Genomic DNA, 13,492 nt, shown 5'->3' with positions numbered 1-13,492 from the left:
TCTCCAAGTGTTTAAATAAAGATCGGTTGTTGGGTCAAACCAGACATTTCATCAAATCCTGCTAGAATGTTGGCATTTTGAACGGCCTGTCCGGCAGCACCTTTTTGCATATTATCGATGACCGAAACGATGGTAACGCGCCCTGTCCGTTCATCCTTATAGATGGTCAAATCACAGTGGTTGCTACCCACGACGGACTTAATCTCCGCATCGCTGTGTTGTACACGTATAAACGGTTCCGTTGCATACTGTTCCGTCAACCAGGATCGCCATTCTGCTTCTGATTGATCAAGGAACGGCTGGACCGTCATGATCGCCATGATGCCTCGATTGATCGGTAATAATTGCGTCGAGAACGTGATCGGATACGATGAACCGCTCCATTCCAAAAGTGCCTGTTCAATTTCTGGAATATGTTGGTGTTGATTTACTTTATATAAACGAACGTTTTCACTGGAATGGACATGATGAGTCTGTGTCGTCAACGTCTTTCCTGCTCCCGTTAGACCAGAAGATGCTTGGATGATGATTTGAGAGGGATCGATTTTTTTCTCTTTTACGAATGGTGCTAGTCCAAGAAGGACCGCTGTCGCATAACAACCGGGATTCGCAATCCATCTGCTCGTTTTGATTGCTTGACGATTCCATTCCGGTAAACCATACGTCGCTTTTTGTTGTAACTGGGCATCAATTGGTTCCTTATCATACCAAGCTTCATACGATTCAGACGGTAGTCGTAAATCACCACTTAAATCGATAACGTAACCGGACCAATTTTGAAGTTGTTCTAAGTATTGTTTCGAGACTCCACTCGGTGTCGCTAAGAACACTATGTCTGTCTCTGTTTCCGTTAAATGTTCTACGGAAAAGGAAGATAATAATGAATACGTTTTTTTATTCATGAATGGGAATAACTCATTCATCGATTGTCCTGCCATCGAATCACTCATCAAACAAACGATCTCAAATGAAGGATGTGCTTCTAATAGCCTTAATAGCTCAATTCCGGTGTATCCTGTTACTCCGATGATGGTACATTTCATAACTGTACGCTCCCCTTCAAAGAATGTTATACCGATTTAAACATATGTATATTTATACTGTCAATTGAATTTTTATTAGTTTTTATGCAAAAAAGAAGCGTTGAAGTGATTGTCTTCTATAAGACAGCCCCCTTCAACACTTCTTTTATATCCACTCATTTAACGCTTTTCAGCACGTTGTGCTACGAGATGATCGATCCCAAATACGCCTGCACCCATGATCGCAACGACTACCACAAAAATCATTGTAAACATATGTATCCTCCTCATCGTTCACAAAAATGTCATCTGATACTTCCTATTGTGCAAGATTTAAAGAAAAAAAGAAAGCGTTTACGACAAAAAATCGTCACATTTATACTCTTTTCTAATTCATTGGCGAATCTCTTATAGTTGACGCCAACGTTATTATTCGTTAAGATTGCGTTTGTTCATTGCTTTCATGCATAAAAGCGTGTTAGCAACAGAGGACTATCATCTATCCATATTCTTTTAAGGAGGTGGAAGCATGCGCATGTCATTCCGTGAATCCGCAGCTATCCTAGGAATCATCATCATCATCTTATTGTCCGCGTTATTCGGTGCTAAAGCCGAACCGCATCTTGCCATCTTATCCAGTCTTATTTTCGTCTCAGGATATGCTGTTTATCGTGGATTTAAGTTCGAAGACGTTGAACATCATATGATTCAAGGTATTCGGGAAGCGATTAAACCAATCTTAATCATGTTACTCGTCGGCATAACGATCGCAGTCTGGATGATGAGTGGCGCAGTGCCGACCCTTCTTCATTTTGGTTTATCCACTCTTTCGGCGACTTGGTTCGCACCGAGCGCCCTTCTCATTGCGATGGTCGTTTCGACCTTTACAGGCAGTTCATTTACGACGATCGGTACGGTTGGTGTTGCCTTAATGGGAATCGCAATCGCATTAGGTGTCAATCCCGCACTTGCAGCAGGTGCTATCATCAGTGGCGCGTGTTTTGGAGATAAGATGTCACCTTTGTCAGATACGACGAACTTTGCACCGGGAATCGTCAACGTTACCGTATTTGATCATATTCGTTTCATGATGGGAACGACGATTCCTGCCATCACGATCACATTTATTTTGTTCTTCATCTTTGGACGTAGCAGTGGCACGGTCGATTCGACTGTTGTGAAAACGACACAAGAGGAATTAGCCCGCTTGTTCCATCTATCACCATGGACGCTACTTTCTCCTTTACTTGTCATGGTTCTAGCATTGCGTAAGATGCCGGTCATCCCGACACTTGTAGCTGGTGTCTTAAGTGGTCTATTGTTAACAGGTCTCGTTCAAGGAAATTGGGACGTTTCAAATTGGATGGCCGTCATTCAAAACGGTTTAAAACTAGAATCTTCTAGTAAAACCGTCGCAGCAATCATCAGTAAGGGTGGCTTGCAATCAATGATGTGGTCCGTTTCCCTCGTCATGCTCGCACTCGCTTTCGGTGGTGTTTTACGCGGCATCGGTGTCATCGATGTCATCATTGAACGGACCGTTTCACGACTCAAACGCGATGGAAGTATCATCTCTGCTGTTGCCTTATCTTCCATCGGTGTCAACGTGATGGCTGGAGAACAGTACTTGTCGATTTTATTGCCAGGACAAGCATTTAAACGGGTTTTTGAAGAACGTCAGATTGATCCACGTTTCCTTTCTCGTTCACTAGAGGATGGAGGAACACTCGTCAATCCACTCATTCCGTGGGGAGTTTCCGGAGCATTCTTCGCTTCAACACTAGGTGTTCCGGTAACGGAATACATCCCGTTCGCATTCTTTTTACTTCTTTCACCATTGTTTACGTTCTTACTTGCTTTTCTTCGTCCGACTAAAGTCGAAACGAAACAGTCCCTCGCTTCTTAAGTCTATTTCATATTAGAGGTCCGATATGACATATCGGATCTTTTTTTCTGCCACTATCGCTTTTATTTCCAGTTAATTACGTCCGAATTACGATGAAAACGGCTTGGAATCACGTTTTTTTAAAGAATTATGTGTAAAGATGAAACGAACTGGGAATATACCAAACATAAGAATATAAATTACAGAGAATGATAGAGAGAGAGTACGTTCCTGTTCGACCGAGGAACGACTTCGATGTAATTGTGGGAGGAGTTAATATGATCAAACGTGGTACGCTGGAGCGACTTGATGGTAAATATGCCGTTCTACTGTGGGAAAATGGTTCAAGCTTCATTCCACGACGTTATTTACCACCTGAAGCAAGATTAGGCGATACAATTATTTTTGACGGTACGACTTATACGTTAGATGTCAGCAATTCATCACCCTCTTCCTTTCAAACGTTTTCGTTTCGGCAAATGGGCTGATGATCGATAAAAAGCCATTCGGTATCATGCATTGACTATAGAGAGAGAAAAATTTCTCTCATCAGTCCTTCATGAAACGAATGGCTTTTTCGCTTTAACGACGAACATATAGGGAATGGTGACTACACGACGGACAAGGGTACTGATGGACATCAGATATTTCGATTCGTTCTAATATGGTTTGATCGTTTGGACACACATACTGTGGCTGTACGACATCCAATTGCAAAAATAAAGCACACCAAAATCGATTTGAAAACTGGTGACATGTCGGACAATGATATAAGTCTAATTGGTACGGTACCCAATCATCCGCTACTTCTGCTTGATGTAGCTGATAGTATTGGATTAAACGAAAACGATTCCAGTCGTCCACATACGTCCGCTGTAAGACCGGTTCATGCATCGACGGTACGAACCAAAGCGGCAGACCTGTCATGAACGCTTCAACGCCTTGTGTCAAGACAGCAGGAAACGTCGGCCACCCATCTAGTTGACCGAGTTGAAATGTTTGTTGAAAGGAGCAGTTGTCGCATAGGAGTTCCATTGTCATCCTCCTGTTCGTTTCACCATCTCTTTTAACATCTGTTCCGTCACAGGACCGACATGTTTTGCAAGAATCGTTCCTTTACGATCTAATACGTAGGTTGCGGGCATTGCTACGAGACGATAGGCGTCTTCTGAATTTCCTGTTCGATCATACAACACGGGATATTCAACAGGTGTCTGCTTCAGAAAATCGGCAACATCTGAAACACGCCGCTCCGATGTCGTGACGTTGATGCCATAAACAGGTATATTCGTATGTCGTGCAAAGGCATTGAGTTCTGGAATTTCTTGTTTGCAAGGTGGACACCACGTCGCCCAAAAATTAATAACAAAGACATCGTGATTAATTTCGTCTAGATCGATTGTTTTTCCTTCTTGACGCAAGGATAGATTCGGGGCTTTCATCCCTACCTCTAGACCACCTTGCGATGCTTGTTTTTGTTGTTGCTCCACTTTCTTTTGCTTCGCATCGTATGTTTGATAACCTTGATAGGCAATGCCGATGATAGCGATCGCTAGGATCAGATAGATCAACATTTTTTTCACATCTAATCCCCTCCTTCTTCGTTAAGTGTAGCAGACTTCCTCTTTTCGACCGTCTTCTTTTATCAACAAAAAAACGAACTCTTCTGTTTTGGAAACAGAAAAGAGTTCGCCTCATTTTATTTAGATATGTTCTTTAAATGATTAGTTAAAACGTGGTAATTGTTTTTTGACTTGACGGTTATCTTTGACGCTACCGACTGCCTCGGTTCCGCCTAAGGCCTCATTCAAGGATGTCTTCCCTTCCTTGACTTCTAGACGTCGATTGAATACTGACCGATTATCAACGGAAGCAACGAGAATCGATGCGACATCTGTTTCCGAAATCGTTGCATCCTTTGTATCTTTCAAATCTTCATCTGCCTCAATTAAACCTCGCCCTTCACCAGTCGTGATGGCAACGGGACAAATGATCGTATACGTCAAACCGCTATGTTCAATCTGCTCTTCAGCCGCATTCTTAGCAGCATAGAACGGATAGACATCCTTTTTAAATTGCTCAGGTCGATCTGCACCGTACGCACTTAATAGTACGAAATGACGTACACGCGCTTTTTTAGCTGCATCGATCGTTTTTAAGGCAACTGTCCGATCCAGCAGTTCAATTTCCGTTGCTTCGCCGTCTACTCCTGCGGTCGCCGCACAAATGACTGCATCCTGTCCTGCGACTCCATGTTCAATGACTTTTTCGAGTTCTGTTTCAATATCGACGTAATGTGCCTTGACACCGAGTTTTTCGAATCGTTCCACCAGATGTTCGTGACGAACGATGACCGTGACCTGATGACCCTTGGCAAGCGATTTGACGACGCGCGCTCCAATCGTACCGGATGCACCTACAACTAGTACTTTCATATGGGGGGTCCCTCCTCGATAAGTTAGTCACCTTCGTGGAATGTCATGATGTCATGTCCAAAAATCGTTACTTTCGGAGATGACCTAACACAATCCACCAAAGGAGCAACGTACATCAATTTATACCCGCAATGACCAGAAGGAAACCCCTCCCCTTTAGTTCTTCAAGGTACCATAAAACGTCGTATCGAGACGATCACGTAGTTCTTGCAGTGCCTTCTCATTCGGTAAGTCATAGAAAATACCATTCAGTCGCTGACTGACGGCTTCAATTTCATAGTGTTTCCGTTCTGACATCAAGGCGATCGATAAACCTGCTGTTGCCATCTCACGAACACTTAAATCGAGGTTCATCTCTTCTTTCATATACGTGTGCGCTGCCGGAATTTTCGACCATCCAGTTGGCTTCAACAAGTGCGTCGCGACGGCTTGGATGACTTCCGACTGACGATTTGCGCGTGCCCCGTCATTGTCCGTTTTACGGTGTCTCGAATAGGCAAGTGCCATTGCACCATCCATATGGTATTCCTTTCCTTTCTGGAATGAATACTGATTTGCTTTCCCACTTGCATCCTGCTCGGCGAACGTTCCTGTCGATACAAGATCGATTCCGCCGATTTGATCAACTAATCCGATGAAACTATCGAAGGAGATGACGATCTTTCCATCGATGTCTTCATCGAGTAGACCAGAAACGGCATCTTGTGTACATTCTTCTCCACCGAAGGCAAAAGCATGTGTGATTTTATCTTTCTTTCCATTCTCACAGGAAATCGGTGTATACGTGTCCCGAGGAATCGATGTCAACTGAATCGTTCGAGAAAGTGGAATGAATTGCATAACCGACAGGGAGTCTGAACGTGACCCGCGTAACGATTCTCCAGGTCGTGCGTCACTACCGATCAACAAAAACGTGAAGGGTTGTGAGGCAAAAAGAACGAATGCGATGAGCAACAGCAAAAACAATCCAAGAAGCTTTCGTTTAAAACGACGTTTTTTCTTGATTTTTTTAGGATAGGCTTCTTTTGAAGATACGTCAGGTTTTTTTTGCACGGATTGCTCTGATCGCCCAGTCTTTCTCGAACGTCTCGAGCGTTCTTGATTAGAAAACAATCGCGAGCCTGCGCTCCCGATCATCTGTACGACCTGTTTCAGTACGCTGTTTTTAGAACGACGCGATGTACTTTTTGGATCCCGTCGTTGCTCTTCAACATATCGATGGTACGTTTCTGTTCCCTGCTGTCCCTTAAGTGGTTCATGAGCAATCGACTCTTCCGACGAAAATGCCTCTTCTTTTGCTTGCTCTTCTAGTTCTAAGCGTCGTCGCTCCAAGCGGGAGCGCTGTGGTTGATGTTCTGCCATTCAGATACCTCCGTATCAATCTTTTGCGATTTGTTTCTCTTTCAAGAATTCGCGGAGATACGTCCGTTTCGGTTCGTGCATCGAGGCAGCCATCTGTTTGACCCACCCTTCTGTCCGTTGACCACCGGTCCGTTCTCCGTAATACGATGACGTCGACTCTTCGTATTGTGCCAGTAAGTCACGCATCGTATCGTCATCAGTATACGTATTCCGGTGGAAGACCGCATCCATCGGAAGGCGGGGTTTTTTACCAGGTTGCTGATCCGGAAGACCAACTGCGACTCCGAATAATGGTACGACGTGATCAGGAAGTTGTAAGAGTTCGCTGACACGACGGGCATCATTACGCAGTGAACCGATATAGACTGTTCCATATCCGAGCGACTCGGCAGCTACGACTAAATTTTGAGCAGCGAGTCCCGCATCAACAGCCCCTACAACAAGTGCTTCTGTCGTCTCGATCGTCCGACTTACATCCCCCCCTGCTAGTTCTGCTGCTAACATGTGTTTGTGGTAATCCATACAAAATACAAAGAAATAACTATTTTCTGCCACGTATTGTTGACCACTTGCAACGTCGACTAGTTGTCGTTTCAATTCTTCATCTTCGACACCGATGATCGCATAGGCTTGCTGATAAGAAGATGTCGATGCAGCCTGCGCTGCTTTAACAAGTGTCTCGATTGTCTTTTCGTCTAATTGATGTTGTTTGAATTTCCGGATTGACCGGTGGTTGAGTAAATGTTGAATGGTTTCATTCATGAGTAATTGTCCCCTTCTGTAATGAGTCTTCTTATTTAAGATAGTCGTCTCTGACTAAAAAGCGCAAATGAAGAGGTTCGGTTTATGAAAAAAGCGGGAAATGAATAGTGTTGTACTGTGCTTTTTTGGCGAAGGAGGTCGATCATGAGAATACGGAAACTACGTCTTTTATTGGAACAGTATGGCGATACGACCCTTCGCGATATCATCGTCGAAATCTATCGTCAACTTCCGAAACAAGTCATCGAAGAGAAAGAGTTTGACGCCATGTTGACACAGTTCGTGAAGTATAAGGATTTGCAAAAAGAACAGGAACAACCGACCGTCGAACAAACCATCGCACAGACAGATCGGTTCATCCAATTGGCATACGACTTACAGTACCTTGAGCCAAACCCAATCGTATCGCTTCGCGAACAAAAGAATTGGTATATTACCGCAAAACGTTTGCTGAAGCATTTACGTCATTATGCACATCGCAAAAATGGAACCCAGATTGCCTTTGAGGAGTTTTTCTTTCTTCTTTCGTCAGCTGCCGGAGAAGAACCTTTATTTTTAAGTAACGATCCTTTTCGACTATTAAAAGTCTCACAAGTCGATTTTTTTCAAGAATTAGTCGGTTATTATAAAAATGATAGTCATGGCATCGAGTGGATGGAACGCGCGCTCTATACTGCCTTGAAAGTTCCAATGGACGTTGATACCGAACGCAGTGATCTTTTACTTGCCGTACTTGCCCACTGTGAGACAGCAGAACACCAAGAAGCCTATATCAATTGCTTGAACGTGCATGCAAAAAAACTACAGTCACATGTCCGAATCGATGCAGATGCTTTATCCACTTATCAAGAAATTCGCTTTGCAGAGTTGCATGCCCTGATTTCACTACGAGCCTTAGAACGAGCGGAGACAATGCTGTTCACAGAATATATTCCTTACTTTTCGCATCGTTCGACTCCTTTTCGTTATTATCTCGACCTCCTCGAGCGCGCTGGACTAGAACAAGAGCATGATCGTATGGAGCGCGTCGGACGTAAAAAACGTATTCATTTTTAAGGTCCTTCTCTTCCTAACCACTCATACTATACAAAAAAGCAAGTGACGGACAGCGTCACTTGCTTTTTTGTATTCTCGTGGCTCAGAGCAGATTCATCTCAATCAGAAGCATTAACGATTCCAAGTCCAACCGTTGCCAGTAAAGCAATACAGGCAAATAAAAATGCCATATCGTTTGGTGAATCGAATCCTTCATAAATTGGTTCTTTTCGATCAACGATGATATGGTCTTCCGTTCCATAATTACCATACGTCGTCGAACTACTCACGCCCGGTTCATCGTAATCACGTGCTTCTACTGTCAATGTATCCGCACTGATTAGAAATCCTGATAACCCAATGATGATCCAAAAATACTTCATGATATTTTTGCCTCGATTCTTTCTTATCTTCAGGAATCCATCTACTTTTTATTTGAAACAAAAGATATAAATACCTTTTATTTCCTGTAAAATAAAAGTGAGATGCAACCATCTTCACTTTCTTAAAGGAGGAATTTAATTTGCCTATCGTGTATTACGGTCAATTGTCTCATGTTCAAAGACGACACGTCCATCAACTTCTACATTCTCATCAACAGCCGTATGATGTTTCATTTTTTCAGCCTCTTGAAGAGTGTCAATGGATTTACCTCGAGTCTGGTCAGATCCAGGCGACACTTGGCTATCATGTCGTACATGATGTCGTTCGTTTAACGAACGGAGCTTTTCATGATATTCAAGCCTTCCGTCGTCTCGCCATTTCATTACACACACATGCCCTTCGGCAAGGGTGTCGACAAATTCACGTACAAGTTTCTCCACCACATGACCTTTCTGTAACCTCGATTTGGAAAGAGCTTGGCTACAGTTTATATGCCGAACAATTTCGTTTGATCGGATTATCAGACGGACAACCTGCCACATTGCGTTTGAAAGCTGTTCATGAACGCAATCAAGATACGTATCTGGCTCTTCGTAACGACGCCCTCAAAGAATCCACCCACTTCTTCCCTCACAGTGTTGCTGATTTAGAAAAGTTAATCAGGCGAAAAGCTGTTCCTTATTTAGTCTATGATAAGCAATTGATCGTTGGTACACTCTTATTTCAAAAACTCGGTCCGAACATTCGTCTTCTTGAAATCACCTGTCTACCTGGGCTGAGACGTCAAGGCTACGGAAGTCGCATACTCCATACGTTTCAGGAAAAGCTACGACGTTCGAACATTCAAACGTTTGAAGTCTTTTTTCTTTCAACACAGCAAGACGTATTACGACTATATCGTCCCACGATGTTTTGCGATATCCAGTTAACCTCTTATTGGCATACATTTAGTACAGATCCTCCCCCGTTAATCGTTTAACCGATCGACGACCTCTCTGTATTCAGGTAACACATACTCCGCATCCATTTTTCTAAAATCAACGTGCCCCACGTCACGAAGCACCAGACCCATCCGGAATAACTGTTCGATATAGACGTCTCCCATTGTCATAGCAAGTCCAGGGTGATGGTTATGGAAAGCAAGCAAGGTATCCTTACAGATTTCAGATGCAACAGGCTCTTGTATCACACGTTTTAATAAAGATGGAAAGAGCGTCGTTTGCCGTCCAATCAACGCATAGAATGGAAAGTAATGTTTCGCATAAACGAACGTCGGAAGATAGGCATTTGCCTCAATTGTTTTGAACAACAACGGTGAAGTCGGGCGCTGTAATCGTTCTGCTAGCCCAACGGTCGCTTTGCATTCGCTCAGCTGATCCAGCACTCGAATCGTCAATTCTTCTTCGATATCAAGTAATAAGACGAGATCAAGTAGATTTAATTCATGCGTCTCCATGAATTGATCACTTCGTTGAAGATGCATTGTGTAGGTAACGTCCAATTTTGTAGCGACAAGTGTCCATAGCTCTGGATGACGCGCCGCATAAAGGCCTACAGGAAAGTGAAGCGGCTGCCGGACGATGGAGCGATGACCCTCAAGTGTGTAGACTTGATTGACGTCAAGACCGTGCGCTAATAGCATCTCGAGTAACTGCTGACGATTTTGACACGCGACAAGCGTTTGGAACAGACGATCGATTTCGCTGAACGGTTGTTTCATCTCCAGTGCTAGTTCTAAATGAGCAGGTGAATCCTGCTCTAGCGATCGTTTAATGAATTGTAAGGCACGTTGCTCCGCATCGTTCAGTTGAGCAACGTGCGTCCGAAACATCTCGACGTCAAGTTCCCGAAAGGCTTGCAACGCCGGAGCAATTGATTGATTTTTCGTAAAGGGTTTCCACATGATTCCCTCGACCTCCTCATTCCAGTATCTCTTCGTAGTGTACGCAATATCCAATCGTCTTAAAAGCAAAAAATGGAGGATCTTCCGTTGTTTCCGGAAGATCCTCCATTTTTTTATTTTTCCCCGACTTTTAGATGAGCATTTCGAAAGACGTCATCGTGCTTCCCTGTCTTTTCAACACTTGTTCCGACAGATCCATAATATTCGATTTCATCCTTTGGTTGGATGAATTCGTATGTGATGGCAGGCTCGCCACGAAGGCGGACGTGTATGATTTGCCGATGCTGTAAAGAAAAGGAGGCATGCACTTCAAGAAAGGAGGAAGCCGATAAATCATGTTGTCGCTCTAAAATCGTCATCAATTCTTGCTCAGAATCACGGTAATTCCCTTGCAATTGAGCATACGAAATACCGACTCCTAAAGAGAGGATACCGATTAAACTAAGCGCGCAAATGACCAGCACTTTCTTCATGACTGATCCACCTCCGAGAAAAGTTCATTCTACTTATTCATCGGTTCATCCTTCGACGACGTGAAGTCTTTTTTAGAATCCTTTGCGTAAAACTGCATATCTACATGTGGAATATCATCCTCTAAATAAGGTTCGGATACAGTTTCGAAACCAAATGACCCGTAAAACCCTTCTAAGTGCGCTTGTGCTTGTAAGTAGATCGTAGCTTTTTCCTGCAAATAATCCATCGCTTTCTCCATCATTTGTTTTGCCAATCCAACTGATCGGTGAGTACGATGAACGGCAACCCGGCCAATCGCTAATCCTTTTGTCGGATGGTTGTATATCCGAAGACATCCAACGATTTGACCGCTTTCGTTACGTACGATCAGGTGTGTGGCTTGTTGATCTTGATCATCTAGTTCCGGATATGCACACTCCTGCTCAACGACGAAAATATCCATTCGTAATTTCAACAATGCATATAACGTATCGGGTGTCATGTGATGAAAAGACTCAAATGCGAATGCGTACATAAAAACTCTCCTCTTTAGTTACGACAAAGTCGTGATAATTGTCCAGCATAGATCGTGACCGGAATGTCTTTGAAAATCGTATCTTTTTCCCAGTTCAGACCGTTTGCACGAGCGACATTTTGAGAAGAACGATTATCGGGATGAATGATCGAGATGATTCGATCATGCCCTCGATTAAAAGCTTCCATCATTAGTCGTTTCGCTGCTTCACGACCATAACCGACTTTCCAGTGCTTCGGTTCGAGCCAATAACCGACTTCTAATTCTTCTTTTCCATCCACTTCCTGCATCAATAATCCAGCGAAACCGATTGGTTCATTCGTTTCTTTTTTGAATAACAGCAAAAAACCAGTTTGTCGTTCATCCGAGTATCGTTCCAATTGTCGATCGAACCATTCTCGTGCCTCATCTTCACTCAGAGCAACGCCACCATTGATATAGCGCATGACTTGCTCATTTTGAACAAGTGACTTGTAAAAGCTGAAATCCACTTCTTCGAATGGTCGCATCCATAATCGTTCACTTTCCATACTCATCGCCTCCTTATGTTTCTTTTCCCGAGTTCTTTTCCCTTCATTCCTCTTCCCTATTATTCTATCTGTGCGATGTTTTTCATTACTAATCGATGACATTCACTCCCTACTGCTTGCAATTCCCGGCATAAGTCGGTATTTTGGGAACAGTATGTTGAACAACGACTGCACAATTAATGTTAAAATATATTTTGAGCGCATAAGCGCTGGATAGGAATTTATGAAAAGGACTGAGACCATGATGACTGAACAAGTAATGACAGGGCTATATGAAGGCATTTCAAAAGAATCTGTACTGATCAATGAACCTTTAAAATATCATACGTATACAAAAATGGGAGGAATCGCTGATCTCTTCATCATCCCAACGTCTTATGAAGAAACGGCTTTTGTCGTAAGATATGCTTACGAACGAGGCATCCCTTTGACATTGCTCGGGAACGGATCAAATCTCGTCGTACGTGATGGCGGTATTCGCGGTATCGTTCTTTCGTTTGAAAAGTTAACCGACATTTCGGTCGAAGGACATGAACTCGTCGCTCAAAGTGGCGCAGCAATCATCGAGGCGTCTCGTGTTGCGTATGCGCATCAACTGAGTGGTCTTGAATTCGCTTGCGGGATTCCGGGAACGATTGGTGGCGCGTTGATCATGAATGCGGGCGCCTACGGTGGAGAAGTCAAAGATTGCCTTCATAGCGCCACTGTTTTGACACGACAAGGGGATCTGTTGAACATTTCGCATGATGAACTCGAACTGGGATACCGGACGAGTTGTTTCTCAAAGAAAGAATACATCATTCTCGAAGGACGATTTGCTTTGACGGAGGGTGATCCAGCATTGATCAAGGAAGTCATGGATGATCTAACGCATAAACGAGAAACAAAGCAGCCTCTCGAATATCCTTCTTGTGGTAGTGTCTTCAAACGTCCAGAAGGCTATTTTGCGGGTAAATTGATTCAAGATAGTGAACTCCAAGGAACCCGCATCGGTGGTGCTGAAGTATCAAAGAAACACGCCGGTTTTATCGTCAACGTCGAAAACGCATCAGCATCTGACTACATTGCACTCATTCGCCATGTACAAGAAACCGTCCAAGAAAAATTCGGTATTTTACTTGAGACAGAAGTAAAAATCATTGGGGAAGAAGCTTGATAATAATCTAATCAGAAAAGGTGAGCCCAG

16 protein-coding genes are annotated in these 13,492 nt (G+C 43.5%); 5 read left to right on the top strand and 11 right to left on the bottom strand.

Features of this window, described 5'->3' with window-relative positions; all coding sequences use genetic code 11:
• Positions 1-11: 11 nt before the first annotated feature.
• Positions 12-1,043, bottom strand: coding sequence for an N-acetyl-gamma-glutamyl-phosphate reductase (gene argC, locus HZS85_RS13175; protein ID WP_214856450.1), 1,032 nt, complete (start codon positions 1,041-1,043; stop codon positions 12-14).
• A 508-nt stretch (positions 1,044-1,551) separates the two neighbouring features.
• On the opposite strand from argC, the gene nhaC reads away from it, so the two are divergent.
• Together nhaC and HZS85_RS13165 are read left to right on the top strand one after the other, a co-directional pair.
• On the top strand, positions 1,552-2,928 hold the full coding sequence (gene nhaC / locus HZS85_RS13170; protein ID WP_214856448.1) for a Na+/H+ antiporter NhaC: 1,377 nt from the start codon (positions 1,552-1,554) through the stop codon (positions 2,926-2,928).
• 257 nt (positions 2,929-3,185) lie between these two features.
• A complete protein-coding gene (locus HZS85_RS13165; RefSeq protein WP_023467214.1) occupies positions 3,186-3,395 on the top strand; it encodes a DUF3006 domain-containing protein in 210 nt (69 codons plus the stop codon).
• A 94-nt stretch (positions 3,396-3,489) separates the two neighbouring features.
• Here the strand turns inward: HZS85_RS13165 and HZS85_RS13160 are convergent, their stop codons facing one another.
• The 5 genes from HZS85_RS13160 to nfsA form a co-directional block, all read right to left on the bottom strand.
• Positions 3,490-3,942: a hypothetical protein gene (locus HZS85_RS13160; RefSeq protein ID WP_035412539.1), complete on the bottom strand. Its 453-nt coding sequence runs from the start codon at positions 3,940-3,942 to the stop codon at positions 3,490-3,492.
• 2 nt (positions 3,943-3,944) lie between these two features.
• Positions 3,945-4,481, bottom strand: a complete 537-nt coding sequence (locus tag HZS85_RS13155) for a TlpA family protein disulfide reductase (RefSeq protein ID WP_251137990.1) — start codon at positions 4,479-4,481, stop codon at positions 3,945-3,947.
• Between the two features lie 150 nt (positions 4,482-4,631).
• Positions 4,632-5,342, bottom strand: coding sequence for an NAD(P)H-binding protein (locus HZS85_RS13150; protein WP_035412533.1), 711 nt, complete (start codon positions 5,340-5,342; stop codon positions 4,632-4,634).
• A gap of 156 nt (positions 5,343-5,498) precedes the next feature.
• The gene (locus HZS85_RS13145; protein ID WP_251137985.1) at positions 5,499-6,704 is read right to left on the bottom strand and encodes an LCP family protein; all 1,206 of its coding nucleotides are present in this window, start codon (positions 6,702-6,704) and stop codon (positions 5,499-5,501) included.
• Between the two features lie 15 nt (positions 6,705-6,719).
• On the bottom strand, positions 6,720-7,466 hold the full coding sequence (gene nfsA, locus HZS85_RS13140; protein WP_214856445.1) for an oxygen-insensitive NADPH nitroreductase: 747 nt from the start codon (positions 7,464-7,466) through the stop codon (positions 6,720-6,722).
• 144 nt (positions 7,467-7,610) lie between these two features.
• Here nfsA and HZS85_RS13135 point away from each other — a divergent pair, with 144 nt between their 5' ends.
• Entirely contained in the window at positions 7,611-8,522 is a 912-nt protein-coding gene (locus tag HZS85_RS13135) for a hypothetical protein (RefSeq protein ID WP_214856444.1), read from the top strand.
• A gap of 98 nt (positions 8,523-8,620) precedes the next feature.
• Here HZS85_RS13135 and HZS85_RS13130 read toward each other — a convergent pair whose 3' ends face one another.
• On the bottom strand, positions 8,621-8,884 hold the full coding sequence (locus HZS85_RS13130) for a hypothetical protein (RefSeq protein WP_035412522.1): 264 nt from the start codon (positions 8,882-8,884) through the stop codon (positions 8,621-8,623).
• 149 nt (positions 8,885-9,033) lie between these two features.
• On the opposite strand from HZS85_RS13130, the gene HZS85_RS13125 reads away from it, so the two are divergent.
• A complete protein-coding gene (locus tag HZS85_RS13125) occupies positions 9,034-9,864 on the top strand; it encodes a GNAT family N-acetyltransferase (RefSeq protein WP_353048873.1) in 831 nt (276 codons plus the stop codon).
• Here the strand turns inward: HZS85_RS13125 and HZS85_RS13120 are convergent.
• The 4 genes from HZS85_RS13120 to HZS85_RS13105 form a co-directional block, all read right to left on the bottom strand.
• Complete coding sequence (locus tag HZS85_RS13120) at positions 9,853-10,788, bottom strand: hypothetical protein (protein ID WP_214856442.1); 936 nt, start codon at positions 10,786-10,788, stop codon at positions 9,853-9,855. The two genes, HZS85_RS13125 and HZS85_RS13120, sit on opposite strands and share 12 nt — an antisense overlap.
• A gap of 113 nt (positions 10,789-10,901) precedes the next feature.
• Positions 10,902-11,261, bottom strand: a complete 360-nt coding sequence (locus HZS85_RS13115; RefSeq protein ID WP_035412515.1) for a hypothetical protein — start codon at positions 11,259-11,261, stop codon at positions 10,902-10,904.
• 29 nt (positions 11,262-11,290) lie between these two features.
• Positions 11,291-11,776, bottom strand: a complete 486-nt coding sequence (locus HZS85_RS13110; RefSeq protein ID WP_214856441.1) for a GNAT family N-acetyltransferase — start codon at positions 11,774-11,776, stop codon at positions 11,291-11,293.
• A gap of 14 nt (positions 11,777-11,790) precedes the next feature.
• Positions 11,791-12,306: a GNAT family N-acetyltransferase gene (locus tag HZS85_RS13105; protein ID WP_214856440.1), complete on the bottom strand. Its 516-nt coding sequence runs from the start codon at positions 12,304-12,306 to the stop codon at positions 11,791-11,793.
• 241 nt (positions 12,307-12,547) lie between these two features.
• On the opposite strand from HZS85_RS13105, the gene murB reads away from it, so the two are divergent.
• Positions 12,548-13,462 (top strand): UDP-N-acetylmuramate dehydrogenase, encoded by a 915-nt coding sequence (gene murB / locus HZS85_RS13100; RefSeq protein ID WP_214856439.1) that lies wholly within the window; start codon positions 12,548-12,550, stop codon positions 13,460-13,462.
• Positions 13,463-13,492: the final 30 nt, after the last annotated feature.

This window comes from Exiguobacterium sp. s130, from assembly GCF_018619055.1.
Classification (GTDB): Bacteria; Bacillota; Bacilli; order Exiguobacteriales; family Exiguobacteriaceae; genus Exiguobacterium_A.
The sequence above is the reverse complement of the archived record's forward strand: the minus strand, read 5'-3'. Positions and strand labels throughout refer to the sequence as shown.